Source organism: Curvibacter gracilis ATCC BAA-807 (assembly GCF_000518645.1).
Classification (GTDB): Bacteria; Pseudomonadota; Gammaproteobacteria; order Burkholderiales; family Burkholderiaceae_C; genus Curvibacter; species Curvibacter gracilis.
The window spans coordinates 100788-119370 of record NZ_JADZ01000022.1; the positions used below are offsets into that span (position 1 = coordinate 100788).

Annotated in this window: 15 protein-coding genes and 2 pseudogenes; 5 read left to right on the forward strand and 12 right to left on the reverse strand. The window is 65.3% G+C overall.

From position 1 onward, the window contains the following. Positions 1-75: 75 nt before the first annotated feature. Positions 76-1008, reverse strand: a complete 933-nt coding sequence (locus L880_RS0116795; RefSeq protein WP_051443373.1) for a helix-turn-helix domain-containing protein — start codon at positions 1006-1008, stop codon at positions 76-78. 198 nt (positions 1009-1206) lie between these two features. Between L880_RS0116795 and L880_RS0116800 the strand changes: the two genes are divergently transcribed. From L880_RS0116800 to L880_RS32630, 3 genes and pseudogenes are all read left to right on the forward strand, one after another. Beyond that, entirely contained in the window at positions 1207-2301 is a 1095-nt protein-coding gene (locus L880_RS0116800; RefSeq protein WP_019572564.1) for an ABC transporter substrate-binding protein, read from the forward strand. Continuing rightward, a pseudogene (locus L880_RS35680) lies at positions 2298-2753 on the forward strand (sulfatase-like hydrolase/transferase); the annotation flags it as partial. The gene L880_RS0116800 and the pseudogene L880_RS35680, both read left to right, overlap by 4 nt. A 271-nt stretch (positions 2754-3024) precedes the next feature. Then, positions 3025-3945 (forward strand): annotated as a pseudogene (locus tag L880_RS32630) (sulfatase family protein); the annotation flags it as partial. 42 nt (positions 3946-3987) lie between these two features. Here L880_RS32630 and L880_RS0116810 read toward each other — a convergent pair. Next, positions 3988-5448: an APC family permease gene (locus L880_RS0116810; RefSeq protein WP_051443374.1), complete on the reverse strand. Its 1461-nt coding sequence runs from the start codon at positions 5446-5448 to the stop codon at positions 3988-3990. A 510-nt stretch (positions 5449-5958) separates the two neighbouring features. Between L880_RS0116810 and L880_RS0116815 the strand changes: the two genes are divergently transcribed. Together L880_RS0116815 and L880_RS0116820 are read left to right on the forward strand one after the other, a co-directional pair. Further along, positions 5959-6831 carry a Bug family tripartite tricarboxylate transporter substrate binding protein gene (locus tag L880_RS0116815; protein WP_245615200.1) on the forward strand — a complete coding sequence of 291 codons (873 nt, stop codon included), beginning with the start codon at positions 5959-5961 and terminating at the stop codon, positions 6829-6831. Positions 6832-6939: 108 nt separating this feature from the next. Continuing rightward, entirely contained in the window at positions 6940-7536 is a 597-nt protein-coding gene (locus tag L880_RS0116820; RefSeq protein ID WP_027476668.1) for a nitroreductase family protein, read from the forward strand. Positions 7537-7560: 24 nt separating this feature from the next. Here the strand turns inward: L880_RS0116820 and L880_RS0116825 are convergent, their stop codons facing one another. The 10 genes from L880_RS0116825 to L880_RS0116870 all read right to left on the reverse strand — a co-directional run bounded on the left by L880_RS0116825 (position 7561) and on the right by L880_RS0116870 (position 18574). After that, a complete protein-coding gene (locus L880_RS0116825) occupies positions 7561-8301 on the reverse strand; it encodes an IclR family transcriptional regulator (protein ID WP_027476669.1) in 741 nt (246 codons plus the stop codon). Between the two features lie 140 nt (positions 8302-8441). Next, on the reverse strand, positions 8442-9182 hold the full coding sequence (locus L880_RS0116830; RefSeq protein WP_027476670.1) for an IclR family transcriptional regulator: 741 nt from the start codon (positions 9180-9182) through the stop codon (positions 8442-8444). Between the two features lie 274 nt (positions 9183-9456). Further along, positions 9457-10440 carry a Bug family tripartite tricarboxylate transporter substrate binding protein gene (locus L880_RS32635; RefSeq protein WP_043329737.1) on the reverse strand — a complete coding sequence of 328 codons (984 nt, stop codon included), beginning with the start codon at positions 10438-10440 and terminating at the stop codon, positions 9457-9459. Positions 10441-10508: 68 nt separating this feature from the next. Further along, positions 10509-11546, reverse strand: a complete 1038-nt coding sequence (locus tag L880_RS0116840) for a Bug family tripartite tricarboxylate transporter substrate binding protein (protein WP_084461373.1) — start codon at positions 11544-11546, stop codon at positions 10509-10511. Then, positions 11543-12994: an NADP-dependent succinate-semialdehyde dehydrogenase gene (gabD, locus tag L880_RS0116845; protein WP_027476672.1), complete on the reverse strand. Its 1452-nt coding sequence runs from the start codon at positions 12992-12994 to the stop codon at positions 11543-11545. Before gabD ends, L880_RS0116840 begins: the two co-directional genes overlap by 4 nt. Positions 12995-13124: 130 nt before the next feature. Then, positions 13125-14552: an NAD-dependent succinate-semialdehyde dehydrogenase gene (locus L880_RS0116850; RefSeq protein ID WP_027476673.1), complete on the reverse strand. Its 1428-nt coding sequence runs from the start codon at positions 14550-14552 to the stop codon at positions 13125-13127. A 75-nt stretch (positions 14553-14627) separates the two neighbouring features. Next, on the reverse strand, positions 14628-15602 hold the full coding sequence (locus L880_RS0116855) for a Bug family tripartite tricarboxylate transporter substrate binding protein (protein WP_027476674.1): 975 nt from the start codon (positions 15600-15602) through the stop codon (positions 14628-14630). A 136-nt stretch (positions 15603-15738) separates the two neighbouring features. Continuing rightward, positions 15739-17358, reverse strand: coding sequence for a bifunctional 3-(3-hydroxy-phenyl)propionate/3-hydroxycinnamic acid hydroxylase (locus L880_RS0116860; RefSeq protein WP_027476675.1), 1620 nt, complete (start codon positions 17356-17358; stop codon positions 15739-15741). A gap of 26 nt (positions 17359-17384) precedes the next feature. After that, positions 17385-17681 carry an NIPSNAP family protein gene (locus L880_RS0116865; RefSeq protein WP_019572551.1) on the reverse strand — a complete coding sequence of 99 codons (297 nt, stop codon included), beginning with the start codon at positions 17679-17681 and terminating at the stop codon, positions 17385-17387. 47 nt (positions 17682-17728) lie between these two features. Beyond that, positions 17729-18574 (reverse strand): alpha/beta fold hydrolase, encoded by an 846-nt coding sequence (locus tag L880_RS0116870; RefSeq protein ID WP_027476676.1) that lies wholly within the window; start codon positions 18572-18574, stop codon positions 17729-17731. Positions 18575-18583: the final 9 nt, after the last annotated feature.

An 18583-nucleotide genomic window follows, 5' to 3' on the forward strand; every position in this document is an offset into this window, starting at 1 on the left:
CCCATGGCCCACTGTCGACGGATTGCTGCGCCTGTCGAAACCCTGCGCTGCCCAGGGAAAACCCCGCCCCTGGCCTCAGCCCGCCCGGCGGTAGGCCGTCGGCGTCAGGCCCCAGTGCTGGCGGAAGGCCTGCGCGAAATGGGAGGCCGAGCGGTGGCCCGTCTGGCGGGCGATCTCCTCGAAGCTCAGCCGGGTTTCCCGCACCGCATGCGCGGCCGCTTCCATGCGCTGCAGCCTCAGCCAGGCATGGGGTGCAGCCCCAAAAGAGGCCCGGAAGGCCCGTGAAAAATGAAAGGGGCTGAGGTCGACCAACTGGGCCAGGCGCTCGACCGTCCAATGGCCGGCCAGGTCGGCGCGCAAGGCCTCTTCCACGCGCTGCATCTGGCGCCGTGAGAGCCCGGCCTGGGCCCGTGAGCTGGTCCGCGCCCCGACGTAATGCTGCATCAGGTGCAAGGCAATGGCCTCAGCGATGTGCTGGCCGAACAGGCTGTCGAGGGAGGTGTTGGAATCGAGCGAGGCCAGCAGCAATTGGGCAAACCCGGCCAGCAGCGGATCGTCGCGCCCGAAGCAGCTTTGCAGCGACACGGGCGCGTGCGCCACGCGCTCCAGCCAGGCGGGCGAGAGGTCGATGTGCAGGTTGTCGCGCGGCTGCGCACTGCGCCAGAACGAGGGCAGCCCGGCCGGCACCACCACGGCCTGCCCCGGCTGCCAGCGCAAGGACTCGGTCACGCTGCCCTGGCGTTGCAACAGCTGGGTGGGCTGTGCCCGCCGCACCAGAATGCTGTGGCTGGCCGTGGGCGGCACATACAGATCGCCCTCCGGCCCCACCTGGTGCCAGAACACCAGGCCCGGCCAGGGCCGATCCTGGCTGGAGCGTTTGACGCTGTGCGGCAGCAGCTTCCAGGGGGGAGAATCGGGCGCCGCCTGCTCCAAGGCCTGCCAGCGGCCCACGTCAAAGCCGCTGGGCACGCGCCGGGAAGCATCAAAACGCGGGTCAGGTGGGTACATGGTCAGCCGGTGGCCCAGAACTGGGATCACACGGATGATGCCACGCAGGCGGGCCTGTCAGGCCGGCCCAGCCAAGACCCTGCTTGCTTATGCATCAAACTTCTTTGGCTATGAAGTCGGGTTTTCATAACATTTCGCCATGACGGGAGCGCGCCTGAAGGCCGCCCCGGTGTTTCAACGACTTCAAGCCCCCATTTCATGCCCTTGACCCTCGCCAAGCGACTGGCCCTGCCCCGTCGCGCCTTGATCGCCAGCGCCGGCCTGCTGCTGGCCGCTGCCGCCACCTTCACCCAGGCCGAGCCCGCCCCCACCGTGATCCGCATCGGCTCGCCCGAACTGGGCACCGGCACCAAGCCCTTCCCGGGGGCCAACCCGCTGGCGGTGGTCAAGGCCCGGGGCTGGCTGGAGGAAGAATTCAAGGCCGACCACATCAAGATCGAATGGACCACCTTCCGCGGCGCCGGCCCGGCCGTGAACGAAGCGGTGGCGGCCAAGCAGCTGGACGTGGTGTTCCTGGGCGACCTGGCCTCGGTGATCGGCAAATCGCGCGGCCTGCCCACGCGGCTGATCGCGGTGGTGGGGCGCAACTCGAACAGCTACCTGGCGGTGGCGCCGGGCGCGGGCATCCAGAGCTTTGCCGACCTCAAAGGGCGCAAGGTGTCGGTGCTCAAGGGCACGGCCTATCAGCGCCCGTTTGACGCCTTTCTGGCCGAAGCCGGCCTGACCGAAAAAGACCTGAAGGTGGTCAACCTCGACTGGCCCGGCTCCAAGGCGGCGGTGGTCAACCGCGACATCGATGCCACTTTTGGCGGCGCCGACCTGCACCTGCTGCTGGACAAGGGCGTGACCCTGCCCGTCAGCACCAAGGGCAAGGGCCCGGCCTTCAGCATCTACGCCAGCCTGCTGGCCACCGATGACTTCATCACCCGCTACCCGGCCCACACCACGCGCCTGGTCAAGCAGTTGATCCGCGCCTCGCAATGGGCCAGCGACGAAGCCAACCGCGCCGCACTGCTGCAACTGTGGGGCGACCAGAGCGGCCAGGGCGAGGCGGTGTACAAGGCCGAGTTCGATGGTGAATCGCTGAAGTCGCGCCATTCGCCGCGCATCGACGAGGCCGCGGTGTCGGTCTACAAGGGAGTGGTGGCCGATGGCCTGAAGCTGGGCCTGATCAAGCAGCCCGTGGACGTGGACGCCTGGGTGGCACCGCAGTTTGTCGAAGCCGCCCTGAAAGAGTTGAAGGCCGAGAAGTTCTGGCCCGCACTGGACCGCAACGGACGCCCCCTGCCATGAGCCAGAGCCGCCACACCAAGCACCCAGCCGACACCCACGACACCCTGCACGACAGGCGCCCCAACATCGTCTTCATCGTGGCCGATGACCTGGGCTGGGCCGATCTGGGCGTGTACGGCCAGACCGACTACCCCACCCCGCACCTGGACCGGCTGGCCGACCAGGGGGTGCGCTTCACCCAGGCCTATTCCAACTCGGCCGTGTGTTCGGCCACCCGCTTCGCGCTGATCACCGGGCGCTACCAGTACCGCCTGCGTGGCGGCCTGGAAGAGCCGATCGCCAAGCCCGCCCACTACCTGGGTCTGCCGCCCGAGCACCCCACCCTGCCCTCGCTGCTGGCCGACGCCGGCTACCACACCGCATTGATCGGCAAATGGCACCTGGGCGCCCTGCCGCACTTCGGCCCGCTGAAAAGCGGTTACCAGAAGTTCTTCGGCAACTACAGCGGGGTGCAGGGCCTGTTAACACTGATTTCACCGGTGCGAAGCCTGCTGGCCAAGCGCCAATCAAGGCGCGTGTCGCAGCCCAGACCGGGCGTCTGGGCAAGACACGCAACGCCGAGTGGCGCTTGGCCAGCCGGCTTCCCTTCGGGTTGGAGCCCAAAAGGCCGATCGCGGCGTTGCCAATCCTCGCTGGGTCACCGACCCAGCTGCGGTTGGCGCCTTGCGCTAGGCCTTTTGGATCTCCAACGCATCCGGCGAAATCAGTGTTAGCAGGCCCTACTATTTCACCCACAAGCCCGGCGTGGGCGAACATGTGCCGCGCGACCTGTGGGAGGACGATGTGCCCGTTGAGCGCGTGGGCTACTACACCCAGATCCTGGCCGATGAGGCCTCGCGCTATGTGCAGCAACAGGCCCGGGCCGAAAAGCCCTTCTTCTTGTCGCTGCATTTCACCGCGCCGCACTGGCCCTGGGTAGGGCCCGAGGACGAGGCGGTGTCGCGCAGCCTCACCGACCTGTTCCACTACGACGGCGGCAACCTCGCCACCTACGGCAAGATGGTGCAATCGCTGGACACCGCCGTGGGCCAGGTGCTGAAGGCACTCGATGAGAGTGGGCAGGCCCAGAACACGATCGTGGTCTTCACCAGCGACAACGGCGGCGAGCGCTTTTCCAAGACCTGGCCCTTCACGGGTCAGAAGACCGAGCTGCTGGAGGGCGGGCTGCGCGTGCCCACCCTGCTGCGCTGGCCGCAACGCCTGGCGCCGCAGATCAGCGACCAGGTCACCATCACCATGGACTGGCTGCCCACCCTGCTGGCGGCGGTGGGCCTGGCGCCCCACCCCGACTACCCCAGCGACGGCGAGAACATCCTGCCCGTGCTGACCGGCGACCGCAGCCCCTGGCAACGCACCCTGTTCTGGCGCTACAAGTCACAAGCCCAACGCGCATTGCGCCAGGGCGACTGGAAGTACCTGAAGATCAACGACAACGAGTTTCTGTTCGATGTGGTGCAGGACCAGCGCGAACGCGCCAACCTGCGGCACCGACACCCAGAGGTGTTCGCGCAGCTGAAAACCCTGTGGGGCCAATGGAACGAAACCCAGCTGCCCATCACGGACGAGGTCTTCACCCACGGCGTGACGCCCGACATCCAGGCCGACCGCTACGCGCCGGACAAGGGGCAGCGGGTTCGGGCTTGACCGGAGCTTCAACGGCGACACGATCCGAGACGGGGCGGCACCCTACTTTCGATCGTGCCCCAGGGTGGCGTAGGCCACAGGATCGATGGACTTCAATCGAAGAGCCGCCGCCCACCCTGCAAACCCCGCACAGGGCAACAAGGCGAGCAGGGCCCAGGACAAGGCCTGGCTGGCCCCGGTCAAGACCTGAAAATTGGGCACAGCGAGGGCGAATACAAAACACAGGCCGACCATGGCGGCGAGCGGCATCCAGAAGATCCTGAATGTGCTGTAGGAATGCGCATCTCGACGGAAGAACACGATGACCGCCGCCGCCGTCGCAATCATCAGCAGCAGCAGACACACCGTGGCGATGTTGCTGAGCCACGAGAAGAGGTGCAGAACGGGGTCGGCCTTGAACACCGCAAACAAGAGCACCACGACCAGGCACAGCACGGTCTGCAACAGCGAGGCCACGTGCGGGCTTTTGTACTGCGGGTGGGTGCAGCCCAGGCGCCTGGGCAGCAGGCGCTCCCGACCCATTGAATAAAAATACCGGGCGGTAGAGTTGTGAAACGCGATCAGCCCCGCGTAGATGCTGACGATGAACATGCCCCGCAGAAGAAGGGTCAGGGGCTGGCCCGCGTAGGTGTCTGACAGCAGATACAGGAAGTTGGTCGGATCACTCAGCCCGGTGATGGTCTCCTGGACGCGCTCGGCCCCCGTGCCGATCACCAGACACCACAGCGAAAACGAATAGAAGCACCCGACCAGGATCAGGGCCGAATAGGTGGCGATCGGGATGCTGCGCTTCGGATCTTTGGCCTCTTCGCTGTAGATGGTGGTGGCCTCGAAGCCGATGAAGGCTGCGAAGCAAAACAGGATCCCGATGGAGGGATTGCCGGCACTGAGTGCTGCGGGCTGGAACGACGAAAACTCGATGCCATGGGCCCCGCCGCGACGCAGGATCAGCACGTCCAACAGCAGCACGAAGGCGTATTCGGCCACCACAAAGCAGGCCAGGATCTTGGCCGAAAAATCGATCTGGTGAAATCCAAAGTAGGCCACGGATGCAATCGCGGCCACCGCCACCAGCCACCAGGGCACGCTCAGATCAAACTGCGTGCGCAAGGATTCGGAGACCACCTCGCCGAGCAGCCCATACAAGCCAAACTGAAGGGTCAGCGACCCCAGTATTGCGATGAAGGCCGCCGCGCCACCCGCCGCACCACCCACCCCACGCGAGATCATCGCGTAGAAGCCTCCGGCACTGGTGACGCAGGTACCCATGGCGGTATAGCCCGCAGCAAACATCAGCAGCAGCAACAAAGCCAGCACCACCAGCGCGGGTGTCCCGGCGCCATTGCCCAGCATCATCCCGATGGGAAAGCCCCCGGCGACCACACTCAACGGGCTGGCCGCCGAGATCACCAAGAGCGTGATGAACCATGAACTCAGGGTTCCTGAGCGCAGGCCCGTGGCGTCATCGGGCAGACGGGGCATCGAAGGAGTGGGTGAATCCATAGGTGTTCTTGATCAGCAAGTGAGGTCTGTTGTCGGAGGCCACGCGAACGGTTCAGGTCGCGTTCACGCGCTCGGTTGTCTGAGGGCTGACGCAAAGTCTAGGCCGGCCATCTGGGAGTCGATAGCCCAGATCGGCATGCAGGAACACCGATCCAGGCACCGTAAAAGTGCGCCGGGAAGGCGCCTTCAAAATTTCGCACCAAAAGCCGGCATTTCTTAAAACGAAAATTCAACATCGTGCACGCAATTATTTTTTGATTTGTTTTGCTTTTTTATTTCATTGTGATAACTTTGCATTCACGCATCCACAGGGAAAAACGTGGATGACAAACCGTACTGCTTGGCCCATCACAGCTCAAGCCAGTGTCTTCCAGGATGATTTGAAAAGGACTCGGAATGCTTGCTGCACTCAAAAAATGGGCTTTGCTGGGCCTGCTGCTCGCCACCTCCGCGGCATGGACGGAATCGGCGGTTGCGCAGACGAATTGGCCAGCTCGACCCGTGAAAATCATGGTGCCTTACCCCCCGGGCACCGGGCCCGATGTGATGGCCCGATTGGTCGCGGAAGGGCTGGCCAAAGAGCTGAACACCAGTGTCATCGTGGACAACAAGCCGGGTGCCAACGCCATCATCGGCACCGATGCGGTGGTGAAGGCGCCTGCCGACGGCTACACCTTCTTGCTGCTGGACCGTCTGACCTTGTCGGTGAACCCGCTGCTCTATCAACCACTGCCGTTTGATGTCCGCAAAGACCTGGTCTCGGTGAGCAACATTGCCGATGTGAACCTGTACCTGGTCACCAGCGCTCAATTGCCGGTGAGCGATTTCGCCTCGTTCGTGCAGTACGTGAAGGCCAACCCTGGCAAGGTCACCTTTGGCACGGGCGGGGTGGGCAGCATCATGCATCTGAACATGGAGTTGCTGCAGGCCCGCACCGGGATGGAGTTTCTGCATGTGCCATACAAGGCCCTCGCGGAGGTCATCCCCGCCATGCTCGGAGGCCAGGTGCAGGCGACCTCGGGTGGTGTGGAGGCATTGCTGCCCCATGTTGAAAAGGGCAGCCTGAAATTGCTGGCGGTGGGCGCCCCCAAGAGAGCGCCCATCACACCCCAGGTGCCCACCATCCTGGAGGCTGGCGGCGCCGACATGCTGCTCTCGACCTCCTACACCCTGCATGCCAAGGCGGGCACGCCACCGGACATTCTGGCCAGGGTGAATGCCAGCCTGTTCAAAGTGCTGGGCAGCCCTGAATTGCAAGCCTGGACCGCCAAGCGGGGCATGCACGCGGCGGCGTCGAAGCCGGCAGAACTGGACGCGCAGATTGCCATTGATTCAGAACGCGTGGGCAAGCTCATCCGTGAACGGGGCATCCGGGTGCAGTGAGCACGGGGCCACGCCCGCCGCAATGGCCCCCACGCGACTCACCCTGCCCCTTCACCCACCCGACCTGGGCACCTCGCTGCAGGTCAATTCACCCACCGGAGACCACCTGTGTCATCTACCCGCGAAACCGAGCACCCCATCCATCCGCTATTCACTCAACGCTGGTCGCCCCGCGCCTTCACGGGTGAAGCGATCTCAGAAGAACAGTTGCTGACGCTGCTCGAAGCCGCGCGTTGGGCGCCGTCGGCGTACAACGCCCAACCCTGGCGCTGGATCCACGTGCGACGCGACACGGCGCATTGGGCGCCCATTTTCGAGTCGCTGGTGGAGTTCAATCAGGGCTGGGCACAACACGCAGCAGCGCTTCTGGTGCTGGTGTCGGCCAAACAGGCCGTGTTTCCAGGAAAACCCGCGGCAGCGCCCAATGCCTGGCACTCTTTTGACAGCGGTGCCGCATGGGCCAGCCTGGCCTTTCAGGCCACCTTGTCTGGCTTGGCCAGCCACGCCATGGCCGGCTTTGACGAGCCCCGCCTGCGCGAAGCCATTCAGTTGCCCGAGACCCACGCCATCGAGACCGTGATTGCGGTCGGCAAACCCGGCCGCCCGGATCGCTTGCCCGAAGCGCTGCGCGCGCGCGAGACTCCGAACGGGCGCCTGCCGCTGGCAGACGTGGCCTTCGAAGGCCGCTTCAAGAGCAACAGCTGAGGGCCTTGGGGCCACCGCCCGGGATCAGGCCGCTGAAATATGCGCCGTGATGCTGGCAGCCGCCCCCACCACCAGATTGGCGAGAAACTCCTGGTTGAAGGCCGCAAAGCGCTCGCTGGGCCCCACCAGGGTGATGCTGCCCAGAATGCGCTGCTTCTCGTCGAAGATCGGCGCGGCCAGGCCCGTCTTCTCGGGGTCTAGCTCGCCGACGCTGATGCAGAAGCCCTGCTTGCGGATCTGCAGCATGGTCTTGGAGAAGACTTTCCAGTCGCCGCCAATGCGCTGCACGCCGGGATGATCGGTGTGGGCGTCGAATATCTTGCGCAATTGACGCGGCAGCAGATAGGCCAGGATCACCCGCGATGTGGCGCTGCGAAACAGATCCATGGGGCGCCCGCGACCAAAATTCAAGGGGTCGACGTTGGCCCCGGGCTGGTGATAGATCGAAATCACGGTGGAGCCATACAACTCGCTGATCAGCACACTGAGCCCGGTCTGCTCCACCAGGTGCTGCGTCAGATCGCGGCTGCTGGACAACAGCGGGTGGTATTCGGTCATCAGGCGATCCAGCTCGATCACCCTCGGGCCCAAGGCGTAGCCCCGGGGCAGACGCACCAGCAGACCGACATCGCTCAACTCGCGCACATAGCGGTAGGCGCTGGCCGGCGCATAGCCCAACTGGGAGCAGATCAACTCCACATCAATCACGGCCTGCTCAGGCTTGAACAGGCTCAAAACATCCAGCATGCGTCGAAGGCTATTCATCAATTCGTTGTTCTGTGGGAGGGTTGAAGTTCAGGTTGACAAGCGTAATCGAACTGCGGGCAGTGCCCGTGACGAAACGCCAAAGGAAGAGCAACAGACCCGCACCAGGCCCGTGCCCGCCAAGGTCAGGAATGAGGACTCTATTGGGCCACGATGCGATCCGTCAACCGCGCAGCGGCCCGCACGACCAGATCACACAGAAAGGTTTCCTGAAAGGCTTGAAAACGCTCGCTGCGCCCGACCAGGGTGATGCTGCCCAGCACCCGGCGCTTCTCATCGAACACCGGCGCGGCAACGCCGGTGCGATCCGGGTGCAGCTCGCCCCGGCTCAGGCAATAGCCTTTCCTGCGGATGTCCAGCAGGCTGCGGGAGTAGTCCTTCCAGGCCAGCCCCAGGTGTTGCAGCTGGGCACTTTCAGCATGCTGATCGTAGATGCGCCGTATCTGGCGCGGCAGCAGGTAGGCCAGCACCACGCGTGAGGTGGCGCTGTGAAACAAGTCCATCGGCAAGCCCCGCCCACCGCCCACGGGCCCGGCGTCATGGCCCCGTTGCAGCAGCACATTGATGACGGAGTGGCCATGGAACTCGCTGATCAGGGCATCCAGGCCCGTCTGGGCCACCAGGTCGGCCACCAGGTCCCGCCCCCATTGCAGCATGGGGTCGTAGGCTGTCATCTGGTGCTCCAGGGCAATGATGCGCGGCCCCAAAGCGTAGCCCCGCGGCAGACGCACCAGCAAGCCCACCGCCCCCAGTTCACGCAGGTAGCGATAGGCGCTGGCTGGGGTGTAGCCCAACTCACGGGAGATGATGTCGATGTCGATCACCGACTGGTCAGGCCTGAAGAGGCCCAAGACATCGAGCATCCGGCGCAAGCTGTTCATGGCATTGGTTTTGAAAACAACAAGGTGGCAGCCAGGCACTTCGGCCCTGCCCTGCCAACGACATGCAAGGGGCCCGCACAGCCAAGCCGCGCGGGGCAACATGTCACAAATTTATTGCAAATTTTTATCTATTTGATTGTATTGCAATTAAATAAAGCACTTTTATGCCAAATCAACACATTGATTTTTACTTCAATAGCCTGAGGCCTATTCCTGCCGACCCCACGCTGCAGGCTTCGTGGCGGCACTGCACGGGCCTGTGAGGGCCATGCCCTTACTCCGCCGACATGCCACTTTGCCGGACCACGTCGGCAATCAGGGCGCGCTCGCTGCGCATCAGGCGCTCGAATTCAGGCCCCTGGATGAGCTGAGGCACGATGCCCCGGACATGCAGCATTTGCCGAAAGGCCTCACTGCCCGCCACTTTGCCGACGGCTTGATTCAGCCGATCGGCCTCGCTCTGCCGCAGGCCCGCCGGCGCCAGCAGACCCAACCATGAGCTCAGGGCCACGCCCTTCATGGCCGGCAGTTCAGACAGGGTGGGTACCTGGGGCAGCACACCGACCCGCTGCGCGGAGCTCACGGCCAGGGCTTTCATTCGGCCCTCCTGCACGTGCTGCTGCACCAGGGCCACGGGCAGGATCGCCAGGTCCAACTGCCCGCCCAGCACATCGGTCACCACCTGGGGTGCGGCCTTGTAGGGAACATGCACCCAGTCCAGGCCGGTGCGCAGGTGGATCAGCTCACCGGTGATGTGCAGCAACGAGCCCCGGCCATCGGTGCCGAAGTTCAGCACCCCGGGATGGGCGCGCGCCCAGCGGATCAGCCCCTCCAGCGTGTCTGCCGGCAAACCCTGGCGCCCCACCACCGCAAAAGGCATCTGCCCGACCACGGTCAAGGGCAGGAAATCACGAAAGCTGTCATAGCGCACGGCACTGGGGGTCAGCACCGGCGCCACATTGAGCGGGCTGCTGACCGCGAAGAGCAGCGTCTGCCCATCGGTGGCAGCGTGGGCGACCTTCTGCGTGCCGATGGTGCCGAAGGCGCCCGTGACGTTGTCGACCACCCAGGCCTCCCCCAGCAACTGGGCCACCGGCGCGGCCAACTGGCGGGCCACCCCATCGATGGCGCCGCCCGGCGCAAACGGCACGATCACGGTGACGGGCTTGCCCGCCACGGGTTGCGCCATCAAAGGGCACACCACGGCCAACCCGGCCAGGCCGACACCCTTCAGACAAAGCCGCTTGTTCAGTTCCATGCTGTACCTTTCGGGCCTTTCAGGGCCCATGCGTTGCTGACAACCTGACACCCGATGGGCCACCGGCCTCAGGGGAACTCGATGTGCGCCCGCTTGACCACCGGCTCGGCCTGGCGGAAAGCCTCCGCCCAGATGCGCCGTGCCTGCTCGGGCGTGCTGCCGACCGGGTCCACCCCCTGCGCCAGCAACCGCGACCGCAGCTCGCTCGACTGCAGCACCTGGTGCAAGGCCTTGGCCAAGGTGTCCTGGATCACGGGCGGTGTACCGGCAGGTGCAAACAGCGCAAACCAGCCCGACTCGGCCATCTGGGGCCACCCCAGCTCGACAAAAGTGGGGGTCGATGGCAAGGACGGGAATCGATGCGTGCCGGTCACGGCCAGCGGTCGAACCTGGGCACTCTCAACACCGCCGCTAATGGCAGACACCGTGAGAAACACACTGTCGAGGTGCCCCCCGAGCAGGTCCGTGAGCGCTGGAGCCGAGCCCTTGTAGGGCACATGCACCCATTGCAGGTGGGCCGCATCCGCCAACACCTCGCCCATGACATGGCCTGAGGACCCCACCCCGAAACTGCCGTAGCTCAGGCCTGGCGCCTTGGCCCGCTGCACGAACGCCCCCAGATCGCGCTCCTTGGCATCCGCCCGCACGGCCAGCACCAGCGGGGCATGGCCCACGATGCTGACCACGGCGAACTGCGCCATCACGGCCTGCGGATTCTGCGGCGGCTGCGCGGCCAGGGGCGCGATGACGTGCGTTGAATGGCTGCCCAGCAGCAAGGTGTAGCCATCGGCCGGCTGCCGCTGGACGCTGCGCCAGGCCACCGTGCCATTGGCACCGGGGCGGTTGTCCACCACCACGGGCTGCCCCAACACCTGCTGGAGCTGCGTTCCCAGCAGGCGGGCCAGCGCGTCGGTGCCCCCGCCACTGGCAAAGGGCACCACCAAGGTGATGGCTTTTTGGGGGTAGGCCAGATCGGCTGCGCGGGCGTCGTGCGGCGCGCCGCCCCAGCCCGCCAGGGCCAGGGCCAGCCCCGCCAGGCCGATGCGCCAACTGGAGGCCACGGTGCCAGGCCGCAACCACCTCCGCAGGGCCGGGGCAGTGCTCATTGGATACCTGCCATGTTGATGTACTTGATGACCAGGTAGTCATCCATGCCGTAGTGCGAGCCCTCGCGCCCCAAGCCCGACTGCTTGACGCCGCCAAAGGGCGCCACTTCATTCGAGATCAGGCCCGTGTTGACGCCCACCATGCCGTACTCGAGACGCTCTGCCACGCGCCACACCCGCCCCAGGTCGCGGGCGTAGAAATAGCTGGCCAAGCCAAACTCGGTGTCATTGGCCAGGGCCACGACCTCGTCCTCAGACTCGAAACGGAACAGGGGCGCCAGAGGGCCGAAGGTCTCCTCGCGGGCCACCGCCATGTCGAAGGTGACATCCGCCAGCACGGTCGGCTCGAAGAAGGAACGCCCCAGCGCGTGGCGCTGCCCTCCGGCCAGGACCCGCGCCCCCTTGGCCAGCGCATCGGCGATGTGCTCCTCGACCTTGGCCAGGGCCTTGTCATCGATCAGAGGCCCCACACGCACCCCCTCGGCCAGGCCGTCGCCAACCTTCAAGGCCTGCACCGCAGCCACCAGTTTGGCGGCAAAGGCGTCATAGACCTTGGCATGGACATACAGGCGGTTGGCGCACACACAGGTCTGCCCCGCATTGCGGTATTTGGAAATCATCGCCCCCTCCACCGCCGCATCGAGGTCGGCATCCTCGAACACGATGAAGGGCGCATTGCCCCCCAGCTCCATGGACACTTTCTTGATGCTGTCCGCGGTCTGCTTCATCAAGGTGCGCCCCACCTCCGTCGAGCCGGTGAAGCTCAGCTTGCGCACCGCCGGGTGGGTTGCCAACACCCGCCCGATGTCAGCCGCCGACCCCGTCACCACCGACAAGACGCCCGCGGGCACGCCCGCACGTTCGGCCAGCGCCACCAAGGCCAAGGCCGTCAGGGGTGTCTGTGATGCCGGCTTGAGCACCATCGTGCAGCCCGCAGCCAGGGCCGGGCCCGCCTTGCGGGTGATCATGGCGGCCGGAAAGTTCCAGGGCGTGATGGCGGCGCACACGCCAATGGGCTCCTTGGTGACCACGATGCGCTGGCTGCTCAAGGGCGCTGGAATGGTGTCGCCATAGACGCGCCGGGCCTCTTCGGCAAACCACTCGATGAACGAGGCTGCGTAGGTGATCTCGCCCCGGGCCTCGGCCAGGGGCTTGCCCTGCTCGGCCGTCATGATGCGGGCCAGATCGTCGGCATGGGCCTGGATCAGCTCGTACCAGCGGCGCAGGATGGCGGCACGCTCTTTGGCCGTGCGGGCTCGCCAGGCCGGCCAGGCGGCCTGGGCCGCCAGCACGGCACGCTCGGTCTCGGCGGCGCCCAGGCGGGGCACCGAGCCCACGCGCGCCCCGGTGGCCGGGTTGGTCACATCGATGCGATGCTCGGAAGAGATCCACTGTCCATCGATCAGGCATTGGTCGCGCAGCAGGGAGGGGTCTTGTAGGTTCAACATGGCGATTGAAATTTGAGAAAACCCCCAGGACCCGAAGCCCTGGGGAAAAGCCTGGAGAACAGGCCGTGAAACATCGGGTGAAGGGCAGGCCCGGCGGGGCCTTGCCCATGGAATGGGGCGCCGCCAGGCGCTAGATCTGGGTGATCATCTTGGTGGCCAGGTAGCCGTCGAACAGTTCGGTGCCGCCCTCGCTGCCAATCCCGCTGTCCTTGATGCCGCCAAAGGGCAGCTCGGGATGGGCCATGCCGAAGTGGTTGATGTTGACCATGCCCGCCTCCAGGCCGTTGGCCACCCGCGTCGAGGTCTGAATCGAGTGGGTGAACACATAGGACGCCAGGCCAAACGGCACACTGTTGGCCCTGCGCAGCACCTCCTCCAGATCGGTGAAGCGGGTGATGGGCGCAAGGGGGCCGAAGGGCTCCTCGTTCATCACACGGGCGGTGTCGGGCAGGCCCGTGATCACGGTCGGGGCAAAGAAGTGGCCGGCACCCGGAAGACGGCCGCCACCGCTGAGCACCTCGCCCCCTTGGCGCCGGGCGTCATCCACCAGGGACTGCACGGCCTCGAGGCGACGCGCGTGCACCAGGGGGCCCATCTGCGACTCGGGCTGCAGGCCATGGCCCACCGTCACCGAGTTGATGACCTCGGTGAAGGCGCTCACAAAGCGGTCATACACCCGGCTCTGCACATAAAAGCGCGAGGGCGAGACACACACCTGCCCGGCGTTGCGCACCTTGAAGCGGGCCAGCAGGGTGGCCGCCTGCTCCACATCGGCATCATCAAACACCAGCACCGGAGAATGCCCGCCCAGCTCCATGCTGACCCGCTTCATGTGGGCCCCCGCCATGGCTGCCAGGTGCTTGCCCACCGGCACGGAGCCCGTGAACGACACCTTGCGCACAATGGGCGACTCGATCAGGTGCTTGGAGATGGTGGAAGGCACGCCCCACACCACATTGAGCACGCCGGGCGGCAATCCGGCGTCGTGGAACAGGCGGGCCAGGGCATCCACCGCGCTGGGAGACTCTTCGGGCCCCTTGAGGACCACCGTGCAGCCGGCACCAATGGCCGCCACCACCTTCTTCATGGCCTGCCCCATCGGGAAGTTCCAAGGGCTGAAGGCCGCGCACACCCCCACGGGCTCGCGTACCACCCACTGGCGCACGAGGGGGTTGCGGGGCGGCACCACGCGGCCGTAGATGCGCCGGCACTCTTCGGCCGCCCATTCGGCATGTTCGGCGCTGTTGAGCACCTCGGCCACGGCCTCGGCCAGGGGCTTGCCGTTGTCCTGCGTGATGGCCCGTGCAATGTCGTTCGCGCGCTCGCGGGCCAACTCACCCACCCGGCGCAACACGGCGGAGCGCTCCATGGGCGAGCTGCACCGCCAGGTCTGGAAGGCATGGTCTGCGGCCTGTAGTGCAACATCCAGGTCTTCACGGGTGGCCCAAGGCAATTCACCCAAGGCCTCCTGCGTTGCGGGATCCCGGATGGTCTGGACTTCGCGCCCTTCGGCACTCAGGAAGCGGCCATTGATGTAGAGAGAAAGTGAGGGGTACATGGTGCGGTGCTCAGAGAATGGGTGGAGCGGTGGGCCCTGCCCCGTTCGGGGCAGAAGGCACAGGCAGGAACTTCGTCACTCCAGCTTGATGCCGGCCTCCCGGATGATCTTTCCGTAGCGCACGGCGTCCTTTTTCATGGATGCCAGGGTTTGCTGCGGCGTTGAGGTGGCCACGTCCATGCCGCGCACCGCATAAGTGCCCTTGACCTGAGACGAGTCCATGACCTTGGCCACGGCCTGGTTGATCTGCGTCACCACCGCATCGGGCACCCTGGAGGGCGCAAACAAGGCGAAGACGGTCGAGGGGATGGTGCCGGGCTTGCCGCCCGCCTCGGCCAGCGTGGGCACATCGGGCAGGTACATGGCGCGCTGCGTGTCGCCCATGGCCAGCAGGCGGATCTTGCCGCTCTTGGCGTGGGCCTGCATCACCATGCCGCCCGCCATCACGGCATCCACCTCACCCGACAACAAGCCCAGCACGGCGGGCGCCACGCCCCGGTAGGGCACGTAGGAGAAGTTCAGGCCGTGCGCCTGCTTGAGCATCTCCATGCCGATGTGGTTGACATGGCCGTTGCCACCGGTGCCGATGTTGACACCGCCCGGTGCGGTCTTGGCGTATTTCAGGAACTCGGCAAAGTTCTTCACCGGAAGGCCTTCGCGCACCCCCACGAACAGGTTGACACCCGCCAGATCGGACACCGGCTTCAGGGCCGTCTCCCACTGGTAAGGCATCTTGGCGTACAGCACCGGGTTGGTGACCACGGCCAGGCGATCCACCATCAGCAAAGTGCTTCCGTCAGCATCTCCCTTGGTCACCACCTCGGTGCCGACGATGGAGTTGGCACCGGGGCGGTTGTCCACCACAAAGGCCTTGCCGGTCTGCTTGCTCAGGGCATTGCCCAGGTCGCGGGCCAGCACGTCGGGCTCGGTACCGGGTGGGTAGGGCACCACGATGCGGACCGTGGCGGGCGGCCAGGACTGTGCCATGGCGGACACGGCACCCAGTGCCAGCAGGCAGAAGGCCAGAAAACGGGATTTTGAGCGGTTCATGGGGGGGCTTTCTTGAGGGAACGAGACACAGAACTCAACAACACAGGCGGCCGACGCCTGGCCGCAGCCAAGCGCGGCCCGGCGGCGATGCCGCCACGGCGACACCGGCGCTTTCAGCGCGATCGGCGCGATCGCCCTACCGCACCACCGTGCGACAGAACTCAGTCAGTTGTTCGGGTGCGCTGGCCGCCAGGCCGGCCGCAGCCACAAACCGGTCCGGGCGGATCAACACCCAGTCCACACCACGGGCCTGGAACCAGGCGTTCAAGAGGTTGTCGGTGTCCTGGATGAGGTTGACCATCGGCGCCTCACCCGTGCAGCGATTCACTTCCCAGGCACTGCTTCGGGCCCTGACGGCCACAAATTGATCGCACTTCAGCAGTCGCAGCTGTTCGGCCAACGCGGGGCTCATCTGCGCCAAGGGATTGCAGCGCCAGCTGACCAATGCAAAACACCCGCCGATCACATCGTCGAGCTTGCGCGGCTCACCCGAAATCTGCTCGACCACGGGCTGGATGAACATGCGCCCCACCAGATCGTCGCGAGCGGCATGCCCGCTGTTCAGCACCACGCCCTTGACGAAGCGCGGCATGGGCTTGAACTTCATCTGCAGCACGTAGTCGCGCACCTTGGGAATGTTCTTGATCGACAGAAAGAAGCGGTCCCGCAGCCAGGCGACCAGGCGGTTGCGCTGCGACAGCACCGAGCCGAACAGGTCCGCCAGGTCAATCATGGCCTGGGCGTGGGCATGGCGCTCGTCGTGGTAGCTGGCCAGCAATTCAGGCTTCATGCGGCCGCGCACGATCCAGGCCAGCTTCCAGGCCAGGTTGAACGCATCGCGCAAGCCGGCATTGAGCCCCTGCCCGATCCAGGGCGGGGTGATGTGCGCCGTGTCGCCTGCCAGGCACACCCGGCCCACCACGAAGTCCTTGGCCACGCGCGAGTTGTGGGTGTAGACACGGGCCCGGATCACCTTCAGGCGCTCGGGATGTTCGACATGGTGGCTCAGCAGCATCTGCACCTTCTCGGGTGTCAGCATCTGGTCGCCATCCTCACCGGGGAACAACATGAACTCCCAGCGGCGCAGCCCATAGGGCAGGCGCAGGCAGACATAGGGCCGGCGGGGCTCGCAATGCAGCGCGGTGTAGGGGGCGTCAAGCGGGTCATCCTCACACTCGATGACCACCCATTTGTGCGAATGGGTCTCGCCCTCATACGGCACTTTGAGAATGCCCTCGCGCACGGTGCTGCGTGCGCCGTCCGAAGCCACCAGGTACTGCGCACGGACCGTGCTCATGCTGCCATCGGCCTGGCGCAAGGTCGCGTCCACGCCGTGCTCGTCCTGCACCAGCGAGAGCAACTCCACTCCCAGGGCCATCTCGACATGCGGGTAGCGGGCCAGCCCCTTGCGCAAGGTGGCCTCGCCCAGCGGCTGGGAAAACAGGTTGCGACGACACCAGCCGAATTCACGCGTGCTGGGCAGGATCTCGGCGAAGCATTGCTTGGCCGCCGTGTACATGCGCATGGGCACGTTCTGGATCATGTCGCGCAGCATGTCCTCGGCCAGGCCTGCGGCCTGGAAGGTGCGCAAGGCTTCATCATCCAGACCCACCGCGCGCGGAAAATCCAGAATCGCCGGACTGCGGTCGATGAGCAGGGTTTCGATCCCGTAGCTGCCCAGCAGGTTGGCGATGGTGACCCCACAGGGGCCAGCGCCAACAATCAGGACCGGAACTTCTTTTTTGTCTTGGGACATGTTGGGGGGGGTAACGATGGGGTGTTTCAGATCGGGCTCAGCAACTGGCTTTCCTGACGGATCAACAGGTGCCGGACCGCCTTGCGGAAGTCCGTGAAGCGCGGGTCTTGCAGCAGTTCGGCACGCCGCCTGGCGCGGTCTTCAAAGCTGTCGAATGCCCACAGGAACTTCAGCTCGTTCAGGTCACCGCTCTCGGGCTGCAACAGGCTGACCAATTGGCCCAGGATGCCGACCTGGACCTCGCGCCCGAGTTCGTTGTAGGTCTTCACATAGTCCCTAAGGCCGCCGGGGACCAGGGTGTAGGTTCTCAATTCGTAGATCATTTTTCGGTGTTTCCGTCGAACGGGAAGGGCATCAGGGGGCGGCTGGATCACAGCTGGCGCGACAGGAATTGCCACACCACCTGGTTGAATCGCTCCGCCTGGTCGTCATGGATGTAATGGCCCGCATTCGCAATCTCGGTGGCTTGCAGGCTCGGGTTGAGCCGCCGCATCTCGCTCACCATCTCGGGCTGCAGGTAGTCAGAACGACCGCCTCGGATCACCAAGGTGGGGCATTGGATGGCTTGCACACTGGGGCGAAGATCGACCACGCGCGCTGGGTCGGGGTCAAGCCGTGTCGCGGCGATGCCGGCATGGTCATAGCGCCAGGTCCATCGCCCCTGCGGGGTCTGCTTGAGCATCTGCTGCAAACGCTGATGCCTGGCCGCCTCGGACACGGTGGGCCGAAGCGCCCGCATGAAATCTGCGGCCAGCTCCCAGCTCTCGAACTCGCTGGGGGTGGTGGCCAGCTCCTTGCGGATCCGAACCGCGCCCGCACTGGTGTCAAAGGCGCCGGGGCCGGCGTCCTCGATCACCAGCCGACCCACCCGACCCGGGTGTTCGGCGGCATAGACCAGCGCGTTGATCCCCCCCATCGAATGCCCGAGCAGATCAAACTGCGCCAGGTGCAGGTGATCGACCAGGGCCGCCAGGTCGGCCACATATGCATCGGTGTAGTAGTTCCAGGCCGGATCCCAATCGGTTTGCCCTCGGCCGCGCTGGTCAAAGGCAATGACCCTGAAGTCAGGCTGGAGCGCCGCGGCCACACCGGCAAAGGTCTCGGCATAGCCCCGGATGCCATGCATCATCACAATGGGTCGAGCGCCCGGGTCACCCCACTCCGTGACGTGGAAATTGAGCCCCTGGAGAGGCAGTGTGTCGTCGCGACGTTCCATGGCGGCCTC